Here is a 19,397-nt window from a genome sequence, read left to right on the forward strand (position 1 = left end):
CGCCGTGTTTTTTTTCGGCGGGGGGCCGGGTGGCGCCCGCGGGGGGGGGGGGGGGGGGGGGGGGGGGGGGGGGGGTTGTTTTTTCCTGCCCCCCCCCCCCCCGCCCACCTCGTGCTTCTGCGCCCTGCTCGCTGTCACACCCATCGCATAGGCTCGGAACCGTAATGATCCACCGCCGAAGGCAGCCGATCACCATCCGTCGGGGAGGGGCCTCGTGCTCATCGACACTTACGGCCGTGTGGCCACCGACCTGCGCGTTTCGCTGACCGATCGCTGCAATCTGCGGTGTACGTACTGCATGCCCGAAGAAGGTCTGCAGTGGCTCGCCAAGCCAGATCTGCTCACTGATGACGAGATCGTCCGTCTCATCCGTATCGCGGTGTGCGACCTGGGTGTCGACGAGGTCCGCTTCACCGGCGGTGAGCCCCTGCTCCGCCCCGGCCTCGTCGGCCTCGTCGAGCGCGTCGCCGCCCTCACCCCACGCCCCCGGATGTCGCTGACCACCAACGGCATCGGCCTCCAGCGCACGGCCGCCGCCCTGCGCGACGCCGGCCTCGACCGGGTCAATGTCTCGCTGGACACCCTGCGGCCGGACGTCTTCCAGGCCCTCACCCGCCGCAAGCGCCACGATGACGTACTCGCCGGCCTGGCGGCGGCCCATGCGGCCGGCCTCACCCCGGTCAAGGTCAACGCCGTCCTGATGCCGGGCCTCAACGACGACGAGGCTCCCGACCTGCTCGCCTGGGCGATCGCCCACGACTACGAGCTCCGCTTCATCGAGCAGATGCCGCTCGACGCCCAGCACGGCTGGCGGCGCGAGGGCATGATCACCGCCGGTGACATCCTCGCCTCACTGCGCACCCGCTTCGTGCTCACCCCCGAGGGCCGGGACGAGCGCGGCTCCGCGCCCGCCGAGCGCTGGATCGTGGACGGCGGCCCGCACCGCGTCGGCGTCATCGCCTCCGTCACCCGCCCGTTCTGCCGCGCCTGCGACCGCACCCGGCTGACCGCCGACGGCCAGGTCCGTACCTGCCTGTTCGCCACCGAGGAGACGGACCTGCGCACGGCCCTGCGCTCCGGTGCGGCGGACGAGGAGATCGCCCGCATATGGCAGCGCGCGATGTGGGGCAAGAAGGCGGGCTCCGGCCTGGACGACCCGTCCTTCCTCCAGCCCGAGCGCCCGATGTCGTCGATCGGCGGCTGACCGTCCCGGTCCCCCCGGTGGCCCCCCGTCAGCGCTCGCCGGCCGACGCCTCCCACTCCTCGAGCGTCACGACGTCCTTGAGGAAGCCGCGTACGCCCAGGAACTGCGACAGATGCTCCCGGTGCTCTTCGCAGGCCAGCCAGGTCTTGCGGCGCTCCGGGGTGTGCAGCTTCGGGTTGTTCCACGCCAGCACCCATACGGCGGCGGTGCGGCAGCCCTTGGCGGAGCAGATGACGGCATGCTCGGTACCGTCTGCACGGTCCGCGGAGCCGGAAAGATCAGGGGAGTTCACGGTCTCAACCCTACGTCCGCCCTCCCGGCCGTCGGCCCGCGGCCACGGCCGGACATGGCGACGCCGGGCAGCCACGGGGGGAGCCGCCCGGCGTCGGTCCGTCGCTCCGACGGGGGATGCGGAGCGCGTACGCAGTATGTCACGGGGGATGGTGCGGAGTGCACCGGAACTCCATGATTGATCTGAGCTTTTCTTGAGCTTTGCAGACCGAATGGAGATCAGTCGGCGTCGCGCCGCGGCCCGGAGGAGTCCGGGGCCGGCCGCTCCGGTACGGATTCCGCCTGGGGGTCGGACGGGCCCGGCGCCAGCATCGGCCTGGTCGGCCCCGCGATGAAGGTCTTCGGGAGTGAAGAGACGTTCTCCCGGCCCCCGTTGGCGATCACGACCGCGATGTACGGCAGCGCCAGGCCCAGCACCAGCGTCGCGATGGCAACCGGGCGCTCGACGTTCCACAGCACGACCGTCAGCAGCACCGCCACCGTCCGCACCGACATCGAGATCACATACCGCCGCTGACGGCCGCGCACATCCTCGGAGAGCCCCTGACGGGCCCCCGTGATCCGGAAGGCCTGGGCGCTGCTCTGCTTCCGCATCACGTTCCACCACCTGCTCAGTCGCGCCGGATTCTCCCCGATGTCCGGTCGGTTTCCACGGTACGCCGCTCCTGCGACGCCATCGAGACCGGGGCCTGCCTCCGTACGAGGGCATGCCTGACACTCTGCGTACCACCGCCTCCGGCGTGCGCCGTAGCCGATGCGGAGTGACACTGACGGGGCGGCCCCCAGGTGCGGCCGCGTGCGCACCGCGCCGCAAGAGGAGGCAACATGACGTGGTTGTGGGCCATCATCGTGGGCCTGGTGCTGGGCCTGATCGCGAAGGCCGTCATCCCGGGCAAGCAGCAGATCCCGCTCTGGCTGACCATCATCTTCGGCATGCTGGGCGCTGCCGCCGGCAACTGGGTGGCGTCCGGCATCGGCGTCGCCGACACCAAGGGCATCGACTGGATCCGGCACCTGCTGCAGCTGGCCGGCGCGGTCGTCATCGTGGCCATCGGCGACCGCCTCTGGGTGGCCATGCGCGGGCGAGGGAAAGGGACCACCTAGCCAGGGCGCTCCGGAAGGAGACCGCCCGGGGCGCTTCTGACGTGATGCGGCCGGTGCGCTGCGCTGCGCACCGGCCGCGTCCGTCGGCGACTGCCGTCGGCGGTTGTCGTCAGCGGCCCTGGAGCTGGGCCAGCTTCCGGCCGGCCTTCAGGTACGCGGCGCCGGCCGGGTCCGCCAGCCGCTCCGCGAGGACCTCGGCCAGCGGCCGGATCGCGTCGGCCTCCGCGAGCACCACCGTCTGCTGGCCGTCCGTGCCCTCCACGACCAGCCGCAGCGCGTTCTGCTTGGCCAGCCGGCGCGCCGCCGAGGCGCTCGGGGTGAACTCCAGCACCTTGGTCAGCACCGCCGCCACCGTCTCCGCGCCGTGCTCGGCGACATCGACGACCGGCAGCGACTCCACGTCGGAGAACGACTTCTTGGAGAACTGCGCGATGAACCCGGCCCGCGCCGCCATCGCCGCCTCCAGGCCGTACAGCGCGGCCACGACCTCGCCGGCGAGGATCTTCTTGAGATCCATCGGGTGCAGCGAGCGGTCCGCGACCCGGCCCAGGGCGAGGGTGATCTCCTCGTCCGTCCACTCCGTCCAGGCCTTCAGGTACGGCTCCATCAGCCGGTCCGGCACGGACATGATCTTGCCGAAGACATCGTCGGCCGGTGCGCTCAGCCCGACGTAATTGCCCTTGGACTTGGACATCTTGGCGCCGGTGCCGTCCGTGCCCTCGATCAGCGGCATGGTGACCACCAGCTGCGGCTGCTGCCCGCGCAGCTCCATCAGCTTGCGGCCCATCTGCAGATTGAGCAGCTGGTCGGAGCCGCCCAGCTCCACATCGCACGCCAGCGCCACCGAGTCCAGGCCCTGCGCGATCGGGTACAGCAGCTCCGTCATCGTCAGGCCCGCACCGGCCGCGAGCCGGTTGCGGAAGTCCTCACGCTGCAGCAGCTGCGAGGCCGGCACCTGGGCGAGCAGCGAGAGCAGCTCGGGGAAGGTGTACGGCGCCAGCCACTCGCTGTTCTGCCGGAAGCTGACCTTCTCGAAGTCGAAGAACGGGCGCACCTGTTCGCGGTAGGTGGCGAGGTTGTGCGCGATGTCCTCGTCGGTCAGCGGCGGGCGCTCCGCGGTCCGGCCCGACGGGTCGCCGATCTTGGCGGTGAAGTCGCCGATGATCAGCGTGACGTCATGGCCCAGCCGCTGGAAACGGCTCAGCACGATCAGCGGGACCGCGTGCCCCAGGTGCACATCGGTCGCCGTCGGGTCGATGCCCAGCTTGATGTGCAGGCCCCGGCCGGCCGCCCGGCGCTCCTCGATCCGCTCGGCCAGCTGCTCCACACCCGGCAGCACCTCGACCGTACGGGACGCGATCAGCTCGGCCTGCTCCTTGGCGGGCAGGTCCGTCAGGTCGAGATAGCGCCGCGCGCCGGTCTCCTGGAGCAGCTCCCGGACCGTGGCGTCCGAGGAGAGGTCGGCGGAGAGCAGAGTGCTGGCGCGGGCGACGGATTCGCCGAGGCGTGTCATGGCGTTCCTGATCGATCGTGGTTCCCGAAACGGGAGGACAGGCGGACAGTCTATTAGCCCGCACCGACACCCGGCTGTGCGCCCGCCCGCGTCCGCTCCCGCCGCGCGCCCACCGTGCTCCCGTCGCGCGCCCGCCCGCCTCCCGGAGGCCGGAGAGCCCCCCGGTCGCTCACACCCCCCGGCTCACCGAGCTCATGTTGAAGTCCGGGATCCGCAGCGCCGGCATCGCCGCCCGGGTGAAGTAGTCGCTCCACTCCCGCGGCAGCGTCCGCTCCGTACGGCCCGCCTCCACGGCCCGGGACAGCAGGTCCACGGGCGATTCGTTGAACCGGAAGTTGTTGACCTCGCCGGCCACCTCGCCGTTCTCGACCAGGTAGACGCCGTCCCGGGTCAGCCCGGTCAGCAGCAGCGTCGCCGGGTCGACCTCACGGATGTACCACAGGCAGGTCAGCAGCAGCGCCGGGCCGTCGTGCCCGGCGGACGCCACCATCTCGTCCAGGGAGCGCGAACCGCCGCCCTCCAGAAGGAGGTTGTCGATGCCGGGCGCCACCGGGAGGCCGGTCAGCCCGGCGGAGTGCCGGGTGGTCAGCAGCCGGTTGAGCACGCCCTCGCGCACCCAGTCGGTCGCCGTCAGGGGCAGCCCGTTGTCGAAGACCGACGCGTCGTCGCCGGAGGAGTGCGCCAGCACGAACGGCGCGCACTCCAGGCCGGGCGCCCGTGGGTCGCTGCGCAGCGTCAGCGGCAGCTCGCTGAGCCGCTCGCCGAGCCGGGTGCGGCCGCCGGCCCGCCCCGCCGCGTCCCCGTCGCCGTCCCCGCCGGCCGGCTTGGAGAAGACCGTACGGCCCTCCGTGGCGTCCCGGGCCCCCGAGGACCACATCTGGTAGATCAGCAGGTCGGCCACGGCGGTCGGCGGCAGCAGCGTCTCGTACCGTCCGGCGGGCAGCTCGATCCGCCGCCCGGCCCACCCCAGCCGCCGGCCCAGCTCGCTGTCCAGCTCCCGCGGATCGACGTCGGTGAAGTCGCGGGTCGCGCGGCCCGCCCAGGCCGAGCGGGGCACCGCCCCCTCGGCGCCGGCGGCCCGGGCGTTCAGCTCCAGCGTCCCGGTGGGCTGGTCGTGCCGCAGCCGCAGCCCGGCCGAGGTGCCCAGATACGACGAGACCACCTCGTGGCAGGCGAACCCGTACAGCTCCCGCCCTCCGGCATGCGCCTGCCGGAAGGACTCGCCGAGGGCCGGCGCGAACGCCGCGAAGACGTCCGAGGAGGTCGCGGCCGGCGCGTCGGTGAAGTCCGCGGACGCCTTCTCGCCGGCGACCAGCGGCTGGGCATCCTCGGCCGGCCCGGCGTCCCGGGCCGCCGCCTCCGCGGCCCGTACCAGCGGCTCCAGGTCGTCCACGGTCACCGCGGACCGCGAGACCACACCCGACGCGGTGCCCTGCGCGCCGTCCACGGTGGCCACGACCGTGAGAGTGCGCCCACGGGTGACGCCGTTGGTGGTGAGAGCGTTGCCCGCCCACCGCAGATTGGCGCCGGAGTGCTCGTCGGCGATGACCACACAGCCGTCGGCGCGGGAGAGCTCCAGCGCCCGCTCGACGATCTCGTGCGGTGCGGTGGTACGGGACGTACGCGCGCTCATCGACCGGCCTCCTGCGTGGTGTTCAAGATGTTCACGCCCTCGAACAGGGCGGACGGGCAGCCGTGCGACACCGCCGCGATCTGGCCCGGCTGGGCCTTTCCGCAGTTGAAGGCGCCGCCCAGGACGTAGGTGTCCGGGCCGCCGACCGCGCGCATCGAGCCCCAGAAGTCGGGGGTTGTTCCCTGGTAGGCAAGGTCCCGGACCTGGCCGCAAAGGCGTCCGTTCCGGATCGTGTATGCCCTCTGCTGCGTGAACTGGAAGTTGTACCGCTGCATATCGATCGACCAGGAGCGGTCGCCGACGACGTAGATGCCGCGCTCCACCCCCGAGATCAGCTCCTCGGTGGACGGGCCGTCCGGTGCCGGACGGAGCGAGACGTTCGCCATCCGCTGGACCGGCACATGGCCGGGGGAGTCCGCGTACGCGCACCCGTTGGAGCGGGCGAAGCCCGTCAGTTTCGCGATTCTGCGGTCGAGTTGGTAGCCGACCAGGGTCCCGTCCTTCACCAGGTCCCAGGACTGCGCGGCCACCCCCTCGTCGTCGTAGCCGATCGTGGCCAGGCCGTGCTCGGCGGTCCGGTCGCCGGTCACGTTCATGATCGGGGAGCCGTAGGCCAGCTTGCCGAGCTGGTCGAAGGTCGCGAACGAGGTTCCCGCGTACGCGGCTTCGTAACCCAGCGCCCGGTCCAGCTCGGTGGCGTGGCCGATCGATTCGTGGATCGTCAGCCAGAGGTTGGACGGGTCCACCACCAGGTCGTACGTGCCGGCCTCGACGCCCGGCGCGCGCATCTTCTCGGCGAGGTACTCCGGGATCCGCGCCAGCTCGCCGTCCCAGTCGTAGTGCGTGCCCGTCAGGTACTCCCACCCTCGCCCCACCGGCGGGGCGAGGGTGCGCATCGAGTCGAAGTCGCCGCTGGCCGGGTCCACCGCGACCGCGGTCAGCTGCGGGTACAGGCGGACGCGCTGCTGGGTGGTGCTGGTGCCCGCGGTGTCGGCGTAGAACTTGTTCTCCTGGACGGTCATCAGCGACGCGTCCGCATGGGCCACGCCCTCGGCGGCCAGCAGCCGCGCGCTCCACTCCGCGAGCAGCCCGGTCTTGTCGGCGTCCGGTACGTCGAACGGGTTGATCTCGTACGAGGAGACCCAGGTCCGGTCCGGGTACGCGGGTTCATCGGCCAGCTCGATGTGTTCGTCCGAGCCCGCCGCCTGGAGGACCTTCGCGGACAGCTTCGCCATGGCCACCGCCTGCGCGGCCACCCGGGCCGCCGCGTCCATCGTCAGGTCCACCCCGGACGCGAAGCCCCAGGCCCCGCCGTGCACCACCCGTACCGCGTAACCCAGGTCGGTGGTGTCCGAGGTCCCGGCCGTACGGGCGTCCCGCAGCCGCCAGGACGCGCTGCGGACGCGTTCCAGGCGGAAGTCCGCGTGGTCGGCGCCCAGCGCGCGGGCGCGGGCCAGCGCGGCGTCGGCCAGCGCGCGCAGCGGCAGCGCCAGGAATGTCTCGTCGAGGGCATGGGGTGCAACAGCCAAAGCGTCCTCCCGTGGTCGGCGCCTGCATCATGCCCTGTGGTGCGTCCGCGGCCCAGCGCACCCCGGTGGCGGCGAGGCGCGTCGGGGGCGGCTGTGGGGCTTCGTCCAGGGGTGGTTCTGTGGGGATCCGACAGCGACAGGGGCGCGCCCCTGTCCGGGGTCGATTCCACGGAAGGGCTCTGTGACCGCTAGTTTCGTAGCGAACGCAGGACGGACAGGAAACGGAAAGGGTGATCTCTTGAGCCGCTCGGTTCTGGTCACCGGAGGTAACCGCGGCATTGGCCTCGCCATCGCCCGTGCCTTCGCCGAGGCAGGCGACAAGGTCGCCATCACCTACCGCTCGGGCGAGCCGCCCGCGGGATTTTTGGCCGTGAAGTGCGACATCACGGACAGCGAGCAGGTCGAGCAGGCGTACAAGGAGATCGAGGAGAAGCAGGGTCCGGTCGAGGTGCTGGTGGCCAACGCCGGCGTCACCCGTGACCAGCTGCTGATGCGGATGTCCGAGGAGGACTTCACCTCGGTCCTGGAGACCAACCTCACCGGCACGTTCCGGGTGGTCAAGCGCGCCAACCGCGCGATGCTGCGGGCCCGTAAGGGGCGTATCGTGCTGATCTCGTCCGTGGTGGGCCTGATGGGCGCCCCGGGCCAGGCGAACTACGCCGCCTCCAAGGCCGGCCTGGTGGGCTTCGCCCGCTCGCTCGCCCGCGAACTGGGCAGCCGCAACATCACCGTGAACGTCGTCGCGCCGGGCTTCGTCGACACCGACATGACCCGGGCGCTCACCGACGAGCAGCGTGACAACATCGTCAAGCAGGTGCCGCTGGCGCGGTACGCGCAGCCCGAGGAGATCGCCTCCTCGGTCCGCTTCCTGGCCTCCGACGAGGCCGCGTATATCACCGGAGCCGTCATTCCCGTCGACGGCGGATTGGGCATGGGTCACTGATCAGCATGAGTGGAATCCTCGCAGGCAAGCGCGTCCTGGTCACAGGTGTTCTGACCGAGGCATCGATCGCGTTCCAGGCGGCCAAGGTCGCCCAGAACGAGGGCGCCGAGGTCATCCTCACCGGCTTCGGTCGGCTCTCGCTCGTCGAGCGGATCGCCAAGCGGCTCCCCAAGGAAGCCCCGGTCATCGAGCTGGACGTCACCAACCAGGAGCACCTGGACGGGCTGGCCGACAAGGTCCGCGAGCACCTGGGCGGGGACGCCCGCCTCGACGGCATCGTGCACTCCATCGCCTTCGGCCCGCAGGGCGCCTTCAACTTCCTGGAGGCGAGCTGGGAGGACGTCTCGACGGCCGTGCAGGTCTCGGCGTACTCCTACAAGTCGCTGACCATGGCCCTGCTGCCGCTGCTGCACCCGGGCAGCGCGGTCGTCGGCCTCACCTTCGACGCGCAGATGGCCTGGCCCAAGTACGACTGGATGGGCGTGGCGAAGGCGGCGCTGGAGGGCACCAACCGCTACCTGGCGCGTGACCTGGGCCCCAAGGGCATCCGCTGCAACCTGGTCTCGGCCGGCCCGATCAAGTCGATGGCCGCCAAGTCCATCCCCGGCTTCGAGGAGCTGGCGGACGTGTGGAACCACCGCGCCCCGATCGGCTGGGAGCTGGCCGACCCGGAGCCGGCCGGCCGCGGTGTCGTCGGCATGCTGTCCGACTTCTTCCCGCGGACGACCGGGGAGATCGTGCACGTCGACGGCGGTGTGCACATGATGGGTGCCTGACGCCCGACCCGGACGTCCCCATCGTCCTCTTCGTCTTTCGCATTGCGTATTGCGTACTGCCCGTCCCGGCCGCCGGGGCGGGCAGTACGCGTTGCGGCGGACGTTCGCGGCACGCGGCACGTGTGACGGGCTCCGCGCTACCCCGGCCCCGGCCGGCAGCCGAAGGGGTGCGCGCCCGCTTCGGCGGCGGCCAGGTCGGCGTCGCCCGCGCGGATCGCCTCCACCAGCCGGGAGTGGTCCATATGCGCCTCGGGCCGCAGTTCCTCGCCGACGTCGGCGCGCAGGAAGTCGCGCAGGACGCTGCCGAGGTCGGCGTAGATCTCGGCGAGCACCTCGTTGTGCGAGGCCGCCACGACCGCCATGTGCAGGGTCGCGTCCGCCTGCACGAAGGCCTCGGCCGCACCGGACTCCCAGGCCGCCTCGCGCCGCGCCAGCAGCGTGTCGAGCTGCCGGACGTCCTGTGCGGTCCGGCGCTGCGCGGCGAGCCGGGCGGCGGCCGCCTCCAGGGCGCTGCGCAGCTCGGCCACATGGCCGGTCTCGGCGTCCGCGAACCGGCGGTGCATCACCCCGGCCAGCTCGCTGGTCGCCACCACGTACGTGCCCGAGCCCTGCCGGATGTCCAGCAGCCCGTTGTGCGCCAGGGCGCGGACCGCCTCACGGACGGTGTTGCGGGCCACCCCGAGCTGCTCCACGAGCTCCGGCTCGGTGGGGATACGGGATCCCACCGGCCACTCGCCGGAGGTGATCTGGGCGCGCAGCTGAGCGATCACCTGGTCGGCCAGCGCGGACCGGCGGGGCGAGGTCAGAGGAGGCATGGCACAGCTCCGGGGTAGATCGAGCGAATATTCGTTGGACAAGCATTCGTCCCATGATTCTATGATGACGTCCATGGCAGACGACGACCTCGCGACCCTCGGCGCCGCGGCCGAGCCCCGTACGCCCTCCGGCGCACCGACGGCGCACGGCCCCCAGCGGCCGGCCGCCGCCGTTCCGGACCGTGAGCCCGCCCTCGGCCGAGGCGCCGTCCCCGGCTCCGGCCCCGGCTCCGGCCCCGGCCCCGGCCCCGGCTTCGGCCCCGTTCGCGGGCCGGTCGGCCGCTGGCTGCCGGGAATCGTGATGGCCGGTCTCGTCCTGGCGGCGCTCAACCTCCGGCCCGCCATCACCAGCCTGGGCGCGCTCATGGAGGAGGTCCGCGACGGCCTCGGTATGAGCGGCACCCTCGCCGGACTGCTGACCTCCGTGCCGCCGCTGTGTTTCGCCGTCTTCGGCGTCATGGCGCCCCGGCTGGCCCGGCGCTGGGGACCGGGCGCGGTGGTCTGCACGGGCATGGCGGCGATCGCCGTGGGCGTCGCGGTGCGCCCGTACGCCGGTGGCACCGCCGGGTTCCTGGCCGCCAGCGCCCTCGCGCTGGCCGGGATCGCGGTCAGCAACGTGCTGATGCCGGTCGTCATCAAGAGCTGGTTCCCCGACCGGGTCGGCCCGATGACCGGGCTCTACTCGATGGCGCTGGCCCTGGGCACCTCGCTCGCCGCGGCGCTGACCGTGCCCATGACCGAGGCGCTGGGCGGCAGTTGGCGCACCGGCCTGGCGGTGTGGGCGGTGCTGGGCGCAGTCGCGGTGATCCCCTGGCTCACGGTAGCGCGCCGGCGTCCGGCCGCCTCCGGACCGGCCGCCTGCGGACCGGACGGGTCCGGACGGGTCGGGTCCGGACGGGTCGGCTCAGCGGCCTCCGGACCGGCCGCCGGCGGTGCCGCGCCGTCCGGGGAAGCCCCGGTACGGCCGACACCGGAAACCCCGATACGACCGATACGGATCACCTCGTCGCCCACCGCCTGGGCGCTCGCCGTCTTCTTCGGCCTGCAGGCCACCGCCGCGTACGTCGTGATGGGCTGGCTGCCGCAGATCTTCCGTGACGCCGGGGTCCCCGCCGGCAGCGCGGGGGTGCTGCTCGCCGTCACGATGGGGATGGGGATCCCGCTCTCCTTCGTGCTGCCCCGGGTGGCCGCCCGGATGCGGCATCAGGGTCCGCTCGTGGTGCTGCTCGGCCTCTGCGGTCTGGCCGGGTACGCCGGACTGTGGCTGGCGCCGGCCGCCGGCGCCTGGGCCTGGGTGCTGCTGCTGGGCGTCTCCAACTCCTCCTTCCCGCTGGCCCTCACCATGATCGGGATGCGGTCCACCAGCTCGGCCGGGATCGTCAAGCTGTCGGCCTTCGCACAGAGCGTCGGCTATCTGATCTCCATCCCCGGGCCGCTGCTGGTCGGCACGCTCTACGAGCGCAGCGGCGGCTGGGGGCCGCCGATCGCCCTGATGGCGGGGCTGATGGTGCCGCAGGTCGCGGTGGGTGTGCTGGCCGGGCGGGACCGCCGGATCGAGGACGAGGGGTGAATGCGACACTGGGCGCATGCCAGTGCTCGAACCGAATCCCCAGGGCGGCCAGAAGAAGCTGCTCCTCGTCCTGGGCGTGATGCTCGCCGTGACCGCCGTCGTCGCCATCGTCGCGAGCCTCGCCGCACCCTGACCGGGCCACCGGCCGGACCGACCGGGCCACCGGCCGGGGCGTCCTCCCGGGTGTCCGACGGCCGCCCTCACATGGCGTCACCCTGCAGGGGGGAGCTCGTCAACACCCCGCGCCAGGGGTCGTCTTTCATGCGAAGCTGGGACGCATGAGCGTCGATACACCCCGCCGGATTGTCCTCCTCCGCCATGCCAAGGCCGAATGGTCGGATACCAGCGATCATGACCGTCCGCTCGCCGACCGCGGCCGCAAGGATGCCCCCGTCGCCGGCCGCTGGCTGGCCGGCGCCGGGATCATCCCCGATCTGACCCTGTGCTCGACGTCCGTCCGTACCCGGGAGACCTGGAAGCTCGTCGTCTCGGAACTCCCCCAGCGGCCCAGGACCGTCTATGACGAGCGGCTCTACGAGGCATCCCTCGGCGAGCTCATCGCGCTGCTGAACGAGACCTCGGACGACGTGAACGACCTGATGCTGGTCGGCCACAACCCGGGTGTGCATGCCCTCGCCGACGCGCTCGCGGGCGAGGCCGACGGCGATCTGCTGTCGCGGATGAACCGCAGCGGCTTCCCGACCGCCGCGATGGCAGTGCTCACCTTCGGCGGCTCCTGGAAGTCGGTCGAGCACGGCGTCGGACGGCTGGCCGCGTTCTGGGCGCCGCACGCCTGAGACCGGGGCATGGAGCCCGGTCCCGGCGCCTGGGCGCGGGGACCGGGGACCGGCCCACCAGGCCGTCACTCGGCATGCGTCTTCAGGCCGTCACTCGGCGTGCGTCCTCACCCGGCGTGCGTCTTCAGGCCGCCACTCGGCCTGTGTCCTCGTCTGTGCCTTCGCCTGTGTCTTCACTCGGCGTGCGTCTTCGCCGCCTCGACCTCTTCGCGGGTGACGCCCAGCAGGTACAGGACGGTGTCCAGGAACGGCACGTTCACCGCGGTGTGCGCCGCCTCCCGCACCATCGGCTTGGCGTTGAAGGCCACCCCGAGACCGGCCGTGTTGAGCATGTCGAGATCGTTCGCCCCGTCGCCGATCGCCACGGTCTGGTCGAGCGGCACCCCCGCCTGGTGCGCGAACTCCCGCAGCAGCCGGGCCTTGCCCGCCCGGTCCACGACGCCGCCGGTGACCCGGCCGGTCAGCTTGCCGTCCACGATCTCCAGGGTGTTGGCGCTGGCGAAGTCCAGCCCCAGCTCGTCCTTGAGCGCGTCGGTGACCTGCGTGAAACCGCCCGATACGACGCCGACTTGATAGCCGAGCCGCTTGAGGGTCCGTACCAGGGTGCGCGCCCCCGGGGTGAGCCGCACCTCCTTGCGTACGGCCTCCACCACCGACTCGTCGAGCCCGGCGAGCAGCTCGACCCGGGCGTGCAGCGACTGCTCGAAGTCCAGCTCCCCGCGCATCGCGGCGGCGGTCACCTCGGCCACCTCGGCCGCACAGCCGGCGTGCGCGGCGAACAGCTCGATGACCTCGTCCTGGATCAGCGTCGAGTCGACGTCCATCACGACCAGCCGCCGCGCCCGCCGCTGCAGCCCGGCCGCCACCACGGCGACGTCCACTCCCAGGTGCGCCGCCTCCAGGGCCAGCGCGGTGCGCAGCACTTCGGTGGCCGCGCCGGAGACCGCGAATTCCACGGCGGTCACCGGATACTTGGCGAGCCGGAAGATACGGTCGATATTGCCGCCGGTGGCCGTTATGGCGGCCGCGATGGCGGCCGTGGACTCCGCGGTGAGCGGGTGTCCCAGCACGGTGACGTGTGAACGTCCGGTTCCGCGCGGGCGGTTGTCGCCCCGGCCGGAGATGATCTCCGCCTGGAGGTTCATCGACTCGGCCCAGCTGTGCACGGTGGCCCGGAGGTCGCCCTCAGTGGCGCCGATCGAGCCATGGGTGGGGGCGGGGGCGGTGACTAGTGCGCACAGCGTGATGCGCCCCCGGGTCACCACCTGCTCGATGTCCACGACATCGACGGAGTAGGCGGCGAGGGTGTCGAAGAGGCCTGCGGTGATGCCGGGCCGGTCCTTGCCGAAGATCTTCACGAGAAGGGTCGGTTCGTCATCGCCCGGTACGGCGGTGGCAGGCGGGGTCTGCGATGCGCTCATGGTGCCCTTACGGTAACCGCCGGGGGCGTCGGGTACGTACGCGTGTCCGGGGTTCGGACCGCGGCGTCCCGTCTGTCGTGATGTCGATCGTTACGGAGTCGTGTCCGGCCTGCCCGCGCCGGAGGCCCGGACCGTCTCCCGGAACGCCAACGCCGTTGCCGGGAAGGCATGTTCGGGGCGCGTCCGGACTGACGGTGCACCGGGCCGGTGATGATCCGCGAGGTCCATCGTCTTCTGTCGGGAATTCATCTGTTCCATCCCATCATGAGGCCTCTTGGGGGGACTCGCATCGCGTCCCGCGGCAGCCGTCCGTGCCCCGCCCGCGCCCCGTCCCCGTCCCGGTTTCCGGTCCGCGGTCCGAGCCTGAAATAGTTCCTCACGATGTTCGCCATCCCTAGACTTCCCGCACAGGGCGTCACTCGGGGGACTATGTAATGGGGCATGGAGTGCCTGAACTCGTACTCGAATTGAACGGAAGGACCTGGACGCTCGATCCGTCCCGGTCCTACAACGTGGGCCGTGATCCGCAGGGCGACATGGTGCTCGACGATGCCAGGGTCTCCTGGCGGCACGCTGTCGTGCGATGGTCCGGCCGCAGCTGGATCATCGAAGACCAGGGCAGCACCAACGGCACCTACGCCCAGGGACAGCGGATCCAGCAGGTGGAGGTCGGTCCCGGCTCGACCGTGCACCTGGGCAACGCCACCGACGGCCCCCGCGTGACCCTGTCCGCCGCGGCACCGGCCGCCGGCGCCGCCTTCGGGGCGCAGACCGCCGCGGCACCGCAGCAGCAGGCCGCGCCGGGCTGGCAGGCGCCCCCCGCGCAGCAGCAGCCGGTGCAGCAGCCGCCCGCCCAGCAGGGCTGGCAGGCGCCGCCGCAGGGGCAGCAGGCGCCGTACGTCCCGCCCCAGCAGGCCGCCGCCCAGCAGCGGTCCGTACCCCCGCAGCAGGCCCAGCAGGCCCAGCAGGCCCAGGAGGGCTCCGCGCAGCGGCCGGCCGGCGACCGCAGCCCGACCACCTTCCACCGCCTCGACCTCGGCCGGGTGATGCGCATCGGCCGTGCGCTGGAGAACGAGCTGGTCGTCTCCGACCTCCAGGTCTCCCGCCACCACGCCGAGTTCCGCGCCACCCCCGACGGCCGCTTCGAGATCCGCGACCTCGGCAGCCACAACGGCACCTACGTCAACGGCCAGCCGGTCCCCAGGTCCGGCACCGCCGTCATCGGCCCGAACGACATCATCGGCGTCGGCCACTCCACCTTCCGGCTGGTCGGCGACCGGCTGGAGGAGTTCGTCGACACCGGCGAGGTCTCCTTCTCGGCCCGGCACCTCACGGTCACCGTCGACGGCGGCAAGCAGATCCTCAAGGACGTCTCCTTCGGCGTCCCGGAGAAGTCGCTGATCGCCGTCATCGGCCCGTCCGGCTCCGGCAAGTCCACCCTGCTCAAGGCGCTGACCGGCTACCGCCCCGCCGACCAGGGCGATGTCCTCTACGACAACCGGAACCTCTACAAGCAGTTCGCCGAGCTGCGCCAGCGCATCGGGCTGGTCCCGCAGGACGACATCCTCCACAAGGAGCTGACCGTCCAGAAGGCGCTCCGGTACGCCGCCAAGCTCCGCTTCCCCGGCGACACCGCGGAGTCCGAGCGCGAGGCCCGTATCGACGAGGTGCTGCGCGAGCTCAAGCTCGACATCCACAAGGACAAGAAGGTCACCTCGCTCTCCGGCGGCCAGCGCAAGCGCGTCTCGGTCGCCCTGGAGCTGCTGACCAAGCCGTCGCTGATCTTCCTGGACGAACCGACCTCCGGCCTCGACCCGGGCATGGACCGCGATGTCATGCAGCTGCTGCGCGGCCTCGCCGACGACGGCCGTACGGTCCTGGTCGTCACCCACTCCGTGGCCGAACTCGCCCTCTGCGACAAGCTGCTGGTGATGGCCCCCGGCGGTGGTGTGGCCTACTTCGGCCCGCCCGAGGACGCGCTCAACTTCTTCCAGTACGACTCCTGGGCGGATGTCTTCTCGGCCTTCGAGAACTACCGCGACTACGACTGGATGGGCCGCTGGCGCGGCTCCCCGCACTACCAGCGGTACGCCGCCGACATCGACGCGGTCGCCCCGCAGTCCGTGGCGGTCCAGCCGCCGCCGGCCCGGATGCAGAAGCAGCAGAGCTGGGGCTCGCAGTTGTGGACGCTGATGCGGCGCTATGTCTCGGTGCTCGCCTCCGACCGGGGCTTCCTGGGCCTGATGCTGATCCTGCCGGCGGTGCTCGGCGTGGTCTCGATACTGATCCCCAGCGATCACGGCCTGGCGTACGGGCCGATGAACAAGCTGGGCTTCCGGCCCAACCGCGACGCCAGCACGATCATGCTGATCCTCGCGGTCGGGATGTGCTTCTCCGGCGCGGCCAACTCGGTCCGCGAGCTGATCAAGGAGCGGGTCATCTACGAGCGCGAGCGGGCCACCGGCCTGTCGCGGTCGGCGTACCTGATGTCCAAGGTGATCGTGCTGGGGGTGGTCACCGCCATCCAGGGCGTGATCATCGCGACGATCGGCTTCGCGACCCGGAACATGCCCGCCGAGGGCCTGGTCCTCCCCAAGGCCCCGGCGCTCGAGATGGCGCTGGCGATCATCGCGCTGGGCTTCACCTCGATGATGTTCGGCCTGATCATCTCCGCGCTGGTCAAGACCGCGGAGAAGACCATGCCGCTGCTGGTCATGTTCGCCATCGTCCAGGTCGTCTTCACCGGCGTGCTCTTCCAGCTCTTCGACACCCCCGGTGTCGCCCAGTTCGCCTGGCTGATGCCGTCGCGCTGGGCGGTGGCCGCGATGGGCGCGACCGCCGACATGAACACGCTGCTGCCGTGGGAGCCCGGCAACCCCGACCCGCTCTGGAAGCACCAGACCGGTGTCTACGTGATGGACATGATCATCCTGCTCAGCGTGGGGGTGGCGCTCGCCTTCGTCGTCGCGCGCCTGCTGCGCCGCCACGAGCCGGAGGTCATGCGCAAGTAGCGCATCCCCGGTACGGCCGCACCGCCGTACGACAGCGCCGAGGGGCGGCACCCGCAGTCGGGACACCGTTGGCGAATGCCCCTTCACTCAGCCCCACCGGATTGATCCGGTGGGGCTGAGTGCTGCGAAGTGTGAAGTGCGGGTAGGGGCGAGTGGGGTGCCAGTGAGCCATGCGTTGAGGCGGACGAGGTTGATTCCGGCGGCGGTCAGGACGTGTTGCAGGTGCGTTTTGGAATGGCCTCGGTAGCGGGACTTGCGCAGGCCGAAGGCGCGGACTCCTTGGGCGATGGTGCCTTCGATGCCTGCGCGGTGCCCGTAGCGCTTCTGCCACTGCTTGGTCTGCTGGTCCCGTCTGGCCGTGCGTAGTGCTTCGTGTTCGTCCCGGTGCCGCAGGGTGATCTCGCGGCCCATGTAGGTGACGCCGCGGGTGCACTGGTCGCGGGAGGGGCAAGGGCGGCAGTCGGCGGGTGAGAATCTGGCCCTGATCACCGGGCCTTCCAAACGTCGCCGGTCGTGCTGCCACTGGGTGCTGCTTTTGCCGTTCGGGCAGGTCACACGTTTGTTGTCCCAGTCGATGGTGAAGTCGTCGATGGTGTAACCGTTGTTCGCGGCGGCCTGCCATCCGGTGTTCGTGTTGACCGGTCCGACCAGTTCGATGCCGTGTTCGCGGCGGGCGGCCACCAGGTGTGCGGCGTCGACGTAGCCGGCGTCGAGCAAGTGGACGTCCGGGGTCAGCTTCCGCCGGGCGAGGCCATCGTGGATCTTGTCGGTGACCTCGAAATCGGTGACGGCGGCGGTGGTGGTCACCACCTCGGTGACCAGATGCGGAGCATCGGGCTCGCAGGTCTCGGTCAGGTGGACTTTGTAGCCGCACCAGGCCCGGTCGCGTTTGACGCCATTGCGGGCGTCCGAATCGTAGGGTGAGCGGACCCGTAACCGCCCGGGCGGGCAGTCCTTGGGCTTGCGCCAGACGACGACATCGTCGCTGACCTGGTATTCCTGCACCCACATCTGCCGCAGGAACTCCACCGCCGGCAGCTGGCGCAGCCAGGCAGGCCCATCGGCGGACCAGACGGATCTCAGGAGCGTCATGCCGTCCTGGCCGACCTGTTCGGCATGCCCGACCCGGGCGGCCCACCGGCTGGGGAACTTCGTGTCCTCTGGCCGGGCAGAGTAGCGGTCGAACCACTCCGGTGGCGTTCGACCGGCCAGCCACTGCGGGGCGGCCACGGCCAGCGCGTTCAGCGCTGCCCGCACTGTCTCGACCACCGACTCCAGCCGGTTCAGATCCCGCACCGCGGCCAGGACATGTGTGGCATCACTGCGCTGTCGCCCGCCGGCCTTGAGCAGCCCGGCCGCGGAGGCGTCCTCCAGGACCGCATCAAGCAACCGGGCCTCGACGCCACCCGCGATGAGCCGGTCACGGAACTCGCTGAGCACGGAGAAGTCGAAGCCGGGGTCGGTCAGCTCCAGGCCGAGGGCGTACTTCCAGTCGATCCTCGACCGCACCGCGTGCGCGGCCTGCCGGTCCGAAAGGCCCTCGGCGAACTGCAACACCGAGACCATCGCCAGCCTGCCCGGCGATGCCGCCGGCCGCCCCCGGTCAGAGAACAGCCCCACGAACTCCCCGTCCACGAAGACCGGGCCGAGAACGTCACGCACCCGAACGGCCAGACAGCCCTTTGGGAAAGCCGCACGAGCCACCCTCACTGTCTCCTCCGGCACGTCCGCCGGTACCTCAGGACGCAACGACACCGTCAACCCCACCCCAAACACAACATCGGCCTGCCCCACCAACGCGGTGGAACAGGCCGACGTCACGTCGCAAGGGGCATTCGCCAACGGTGTCCCGACTGCGGGTGCCGCCCCTCGGCGCTGTGTACGTGGGACGCCGGCTCAGTACGCGGAGTTCACGTTGTCCATCGAGCCGTACCGGGCGGCCGCGTACTTGCAGGCTGCGGTGATGTTGGCGACCGGGTCGTAGATGTTCCAGGACGTGCCCTCGACGTGGTACGCCCTGAAGGTCGGGTCGATCACCTGCAGCAGGCCCTTGGACGGGATGCCGTTCTGGGCGTTGATGTCCCAGAGGTTGATCGCCATCGGGTTGCCGGAGGACTCCCGGATGATGTTGCGGTAGATGCCGTTGTACGAGCCCGGGATGCCCTTCTGGGCCAGGACGTCCAGCGACTCGCGGATCCAGCCGTCGAGGGTGTCCGGGTAGGTCTTGACGGCCTTCGCGGCGGCGGGAATCGCGGTACGGACCGCGGACCGGCTGGCGGCCTGCTTCGCCTCGCGCTCCTTGGCGGCGGCCTCGGCCTTGCCCTTGGCGGCGGACCGGTCGGCCTGCTTGGCGATGGTGGCCTGCTGGGTCTTGGCGGCGGTGTCGACCGCGGCGAAGGCGACCGGCTTCACGTTCTCGGCGGCGACGGCCTGGGGCTTGGCGGGGTCGGTGTCCGCGCCCGGAAGGGTGGAGAAGACCAGAGCGGCGGCGCCGGCTGCGACGACACCGGCGGCGGTGATCTTGTGGGTCCGGGTCAGGCGATGAAGACCGGGGACGGCGGGCTTGGACATGGCGGGACGACCTTCCGATGGGGGACATCGCACGGGCCATGAGCGGAGGCGAACGCCGAGTACTGAGCACGGCGCCGAGCGACGGGAGCCATTCTTAGCGGCCGAAAATTGCCCCGGCAAAGGTGTGACATACGATCCGGGTTAGTGGAACCCGGACCGGGAATATCGCGTCCTGCACCACGAATTCCCAGCTCACGCGTTCTTTACGGATCCACTAAC

17 protein-coding genes are annotated in these 19,397 nt (G+C 71.2%); 8 read left to right on the forward strand and 9 right to left on the reverse strand.

Annotation, left to right across the window (positions count from 1 at the left end; all coding sequences use genetic code 11):
- Positions 1–214: 214 nt before the first annotated feature.
- Positions 215–1,204, forward strand: coding sequence for a GTP 3',8-cyclase MoaA (moaA, locus tag ACFY12_RS23500; protein WP_390717812.1), 990 nt, complete (start codon positions 215–217; stop codon positions 1,202–1,204).
- Positions 1,205–1,232: 28 nt separating this feature from the next.
- Here the strand turns inward: moaA and ACFY12_RS23505 are convergent, their stop codons facing one another.
- Both ACFY12_RS23505 and ACFY12_RS23510 read right to left on the reverse strand, forming a co-directional pair.
- On the reverse strand, positions 1,233–1,496 hold the full coding sequence (locus tag ACFY12_RS23505) for a hypothetical protein (RefSeq protein ID WP_390717813.1): 264 nt from the start codon (positions 1,494–1,496) through the stop codon (positions 1,233–1,235).
- A gap of 218 nt (positions 1,497–1,714) precedes the next feature.
- Positions 1,715–2,089, reverse strand: a complete 375-nt coding sequence (locus ACFY12_RS23510; protein WP_390717814.1) for a DUF3099 domain-containing protein — start codon at positions 2,087–2,089, stop codon at positions 1,715–1,717.
- 231 nt (positions 2,090–2,320) lie between these two features.
- Here ACFY12_RS23510 and ACFY12_RS23515 point away from each other — a divergent pair, with 231 nt between their 5' ends.
- The gene (locus ACFY12_RS23515) at positions 2,321–2,599 is read left to right on the forward strand and encodes a GlsB/YeaQ/YmgE family stress response membrane protein (protein WP_390717815.1); all 279 of its coding nucleotides are present in this window, start codon (positions 2,321–2,323) and stop codon (positions 2,597–2,599) included.
- A 109-nt stretch (positions 2,600–2,708) separates the two neighbouring features.
- Here ACFY12_RS23515 and tyrS read toward each other — a convergent pair whose 3' ends face one another.
- The 3 genes from tyrS to ACFY12_RS23530 form a co-directional block, all read right to left on the reverse strand.
- Entirely contained in the window at positions 2,709–4,112 is a 1,404-nt protein-coding gene (gene tyrS / locus ACFY12_RS23520; protein WP_390717816.1) for a tyrosine--tRNA ligase, read from the reverse strand.
- Positions 4,113–4,281: 169 nt separating this feature from the next.
- Positions 4,282–5,745 carry a metallopeptidase TldD-related protein gene (locus ACFY12_RS23525; RefSeq protein WP_390717817.1) on the reverse strand — a complete coding sequence of 488 codons (1,464 nt, stop codon included), beginning with the start codon at positions 5,743–5,745 and terminating at the stop codon, positions 4,282–4,284.
- Complete coding sequence (locus ACFY12_RS23530) at positions 5,742–7,274, reverse strand: TldD/PmbA family protein (protein WP_390717818.1); 1,533 nt, start codon at positions 7,272–7,274, stop codon at positions 5,742–5,744. Before ACFY12_RS23530 ends, ACFY12_RS23525 begins: the two co-directional genes overlap by 4 nt.
- 238 nt (positions 7,275–7,512) lie before the next feature.
- Between ACFY12_RS23530 and fabG the strand changes: the two genes are divergently transcribed.
- Both fabG and fabI read left to right on the forward strand, forming a co-directional pair.
- Positions 7,513–8,217, forward strand: a complete 705-nt coding sequence (gene fabG, locus ACFY12_RS23535) for a 3-oxoacyl-[acyl-carrier-protein] reductase (RefSeq protein WP_066932611.1) — start codon at positions 7,513–7,515, stop codon at positions 8,215–8,217.
- A gap of 5 nt (positions 8,218–8,222) precedes the next feature.
- The gene (gene fabI, locus ACFY12_RS23540; RefSeq protein WP_390717819.1) at positions 8,223–8,993 is read left to right on the forward strand and encodes an enoyl-ACP reductase FabI; all 771 of its coding nucleotides are present in this window, start codon (positions 8,223–8,225) and stop codon (positions 8,991–8,993) included.
- Between the two features lie 137 nt (positions 8,994–9,130).
- Here the strand turns inward: fabI and ACFY12_RS23545 are convergent, their stop codons facing one another.
- Positions 9,131–9,808 (reverse strand): FadR/GntR family transcriptional regulator, encoded by a 678-nt coding sequence (locus tag ACFY12_RS23545; RefSeq protein WP_390717820.1) that lies wholly within the window; start codon positions 9,806–9,808, stop codon positions 9,131–9,133.
- A gap of 73 nt (positions 9,809–9,881) precedes the next feature.
- On the opposite strand from ACFY12_RS23545, the gene ACFY12_RS23550 reads away from it, so the two are divergent.
- From ACFY12_RS23550 to ACFY12_RS23560, 3 genes are all read left to right on the forward strand, one after another.
- Positions 9,882–11,378: a CynX/NimT family MFS transporter gene (locus ACFY12_RS23550; RefSeq protein WP_390717821.1), complete on the forward strand. Its 1,497-nt coding sequence runs from the start codon at positions 9,882–9,884 to the stop codon at positions 11,376–11,378.
- Positions 11,379–11,394: 16 nt separating this feature from the next.
- A complete protein-coding gene (locus ACFY12_RS23555) occupies positions 11,395–11,511 on the forward strand; it encodes an SGM_5486 family transporter-associated protein (RefSeq protein WP_258527861.1) in 117 nt (38 codons plus the stop codon).
- A gap of 145 nt (positions 11,512–11,656) precedes the next feature.
- The gene (locus tag ACFY12_RS23560; protein WP_390717822.1) at positions 11,657–12,175 is read left to right on the forward strand and encodes a SixA phosphatase family protein; all 519 of its coding nucleotides are present in this window, start codon (positions 11,657–11,659) and stop codon (positions 12,173–12,175) included.
- 173 nt (positions 12,176–12,348) lie between these two features.
- Here ACFY12_RS23560 and serB read toward each other — a convergent pair whose 3' ends face one another.
- Entirely contained in the window at positions 12,349–13,596 is a 1,248-nt protein-coding gene (gene serB, locus ACFY12_RS23565) for a phosphoserine phosphatase SerB (protein WP_390717823.1), read from the reverse strand.
- A 434-nt stretch (positions 13,597–14,030) separates the two neighbouring features.
- On the opposite strand from serB, the gene ACFY12_RS23570 reads away from it, so the two are divergent.
- Positions 14,031–16,607, forward strand: a complete 2,577-nt coding sequence (locus ACFY12_RS23570) for an FHA domain-containing protein (RefSeq protein ID WP_390717824.1) — start codon at positions 14,031–14,033, stop codon at positions 16,605–16,607.
- A gap of 87 nt (positions 16,608–16,694) precedes the next feature.
- Here the strand turns inward: ACFY12_RS23570 and ACFY12_RS23575 are convergent, their stop codons facing one another.
- Together ACFY12_RS23575 and ACFY12_RS23580 are read right to left on the reverse strand one after the other, a co-directional pair.
- A complete protein-coding gene (locus tag ACFY12_RS23575) occupies positions 16,695–18,362 on the reverse strand; it encodes an IS1182 family transposase (protein WP_390717825.1) in 1,668 nt (555 codons plus the stop codon).
- Between the two features lie 141 nt (positions 18,363–18,503).
- Complete coding sequence (locus ACFY12_RS23580; RefSeq protein WP_390717826.1) at positions 18,504–19,178, reverse strand: transglycosylase SLT domain-containing protein; 675 nt, start codon at positions 19,176–19,178, stop codon at positions 18,504–18,506.
- Between the last annotated feature and the right edge of the window lie 219 nt (positions 19,179–19,397).

Origin of the sequence: Streptomyces sp. NPDC001339 (assembly GCF_042895955.1) — a bacterium.
In the GTDB taxonomy this organism is placed as follows: Bacteria; Actinomycetota; Actinomycetes; order Streptomycetales; family Streptomycetaceae; genus Streptomyces.

What these genes read in the sequence shown, in the direction of transcription:
- ACFY12_RS23515 (WP_390717815.1), top strand. Translation starts at nt 2,321, where the DNA reads ATGACGTGGTTGTGGGCCATCATCGTGGGCCTGGTGCTGGGCCTGATC.
- ACFY12_RS23510 (WP_390717814.1), bottom strand. Translation starts at nt 2,089, where the DNA reads ATGCGGAAGCAGAGCAGCGCCCAGGCCTTCCGGATCACGGGGGCCCGT.
- ACFY12_RS23560 (WP_390717822.1), top strand. Translation starts at nt 11,657, where the DNA reads ATGAGCGTCGATACACCCCGCCGGATTGTCCTCCTCCGCCATGCCAAG.
- ACFY12_RS23525 (WP_390717817.1), bottom strand. Translation starts at nt 5,745, where the DNA reads ATGAGCGCGCGTACGTCCCGTACCACCGCACCGCACGAGATCGTCGAG.
- ACFY12_RS23580 (WP_390717826.1), bottom strand. Translation starts at nt 19,178, where the DNA reads ATGTCCAAGCCCGCCGTCCCCGGTCTTCATCGCCTGACCCGGACCCAC.
- ACFY12_RS23545 (WP_390717820.1), bottom strand. Translation starts at nt 9,808, where the DNA reads ATGCCTCCTCTGACCTCGCCCCGCCGGTCCGCGCTGGCCGACCAGGTG.
- tyrS (WP_390717816.1), bottom strand. Translation starts at nt 4,112, where the DNA reads ATGACACGCCTCGGCGAATCCGTCGCCCGCGCCAGCACTCTGCTCTCC.
- ACFY12_RS23555 (WP_258527861.1), top strand. Translation starts at nt 11,395, where the DNA reads ATGCCAGTGCTCGAACCGAATCCCCAGGGCGGCCAGAAGAAGCTGCTC.
- serB (WP_390717823.1), bottom strand. Translation starts at nt 13,596, where the DNA reads ATGAGCGCATCGCAGACCCCGCCTGCCACCGCCGTACCGGGCGATGAC.
- fabI (WP_390717819.1), top strand. Translation starts at nt 8,223, where the DNA reads ATGAGTGGAATCCTCGCAGGCAAGCGCGTCCTGGTCACAGGTGTTCTG.
- ACFY12_RS23570 (WP_390717824.1), top strand. Translation starts at nt 14,031, where the DNA reads ATGGGGCATGGAGTGCCTGAACTCGTACTCGAATTGAACGGAAGGACC.
- ACFY12_RS23550 (WP_390717821.1), top strand. Translation starts at nt 9,882, where the DNA reads ATGGCAGACGACGACCTCGCGACCCTCGGCGCCGCGGCCGAGCCCCGT.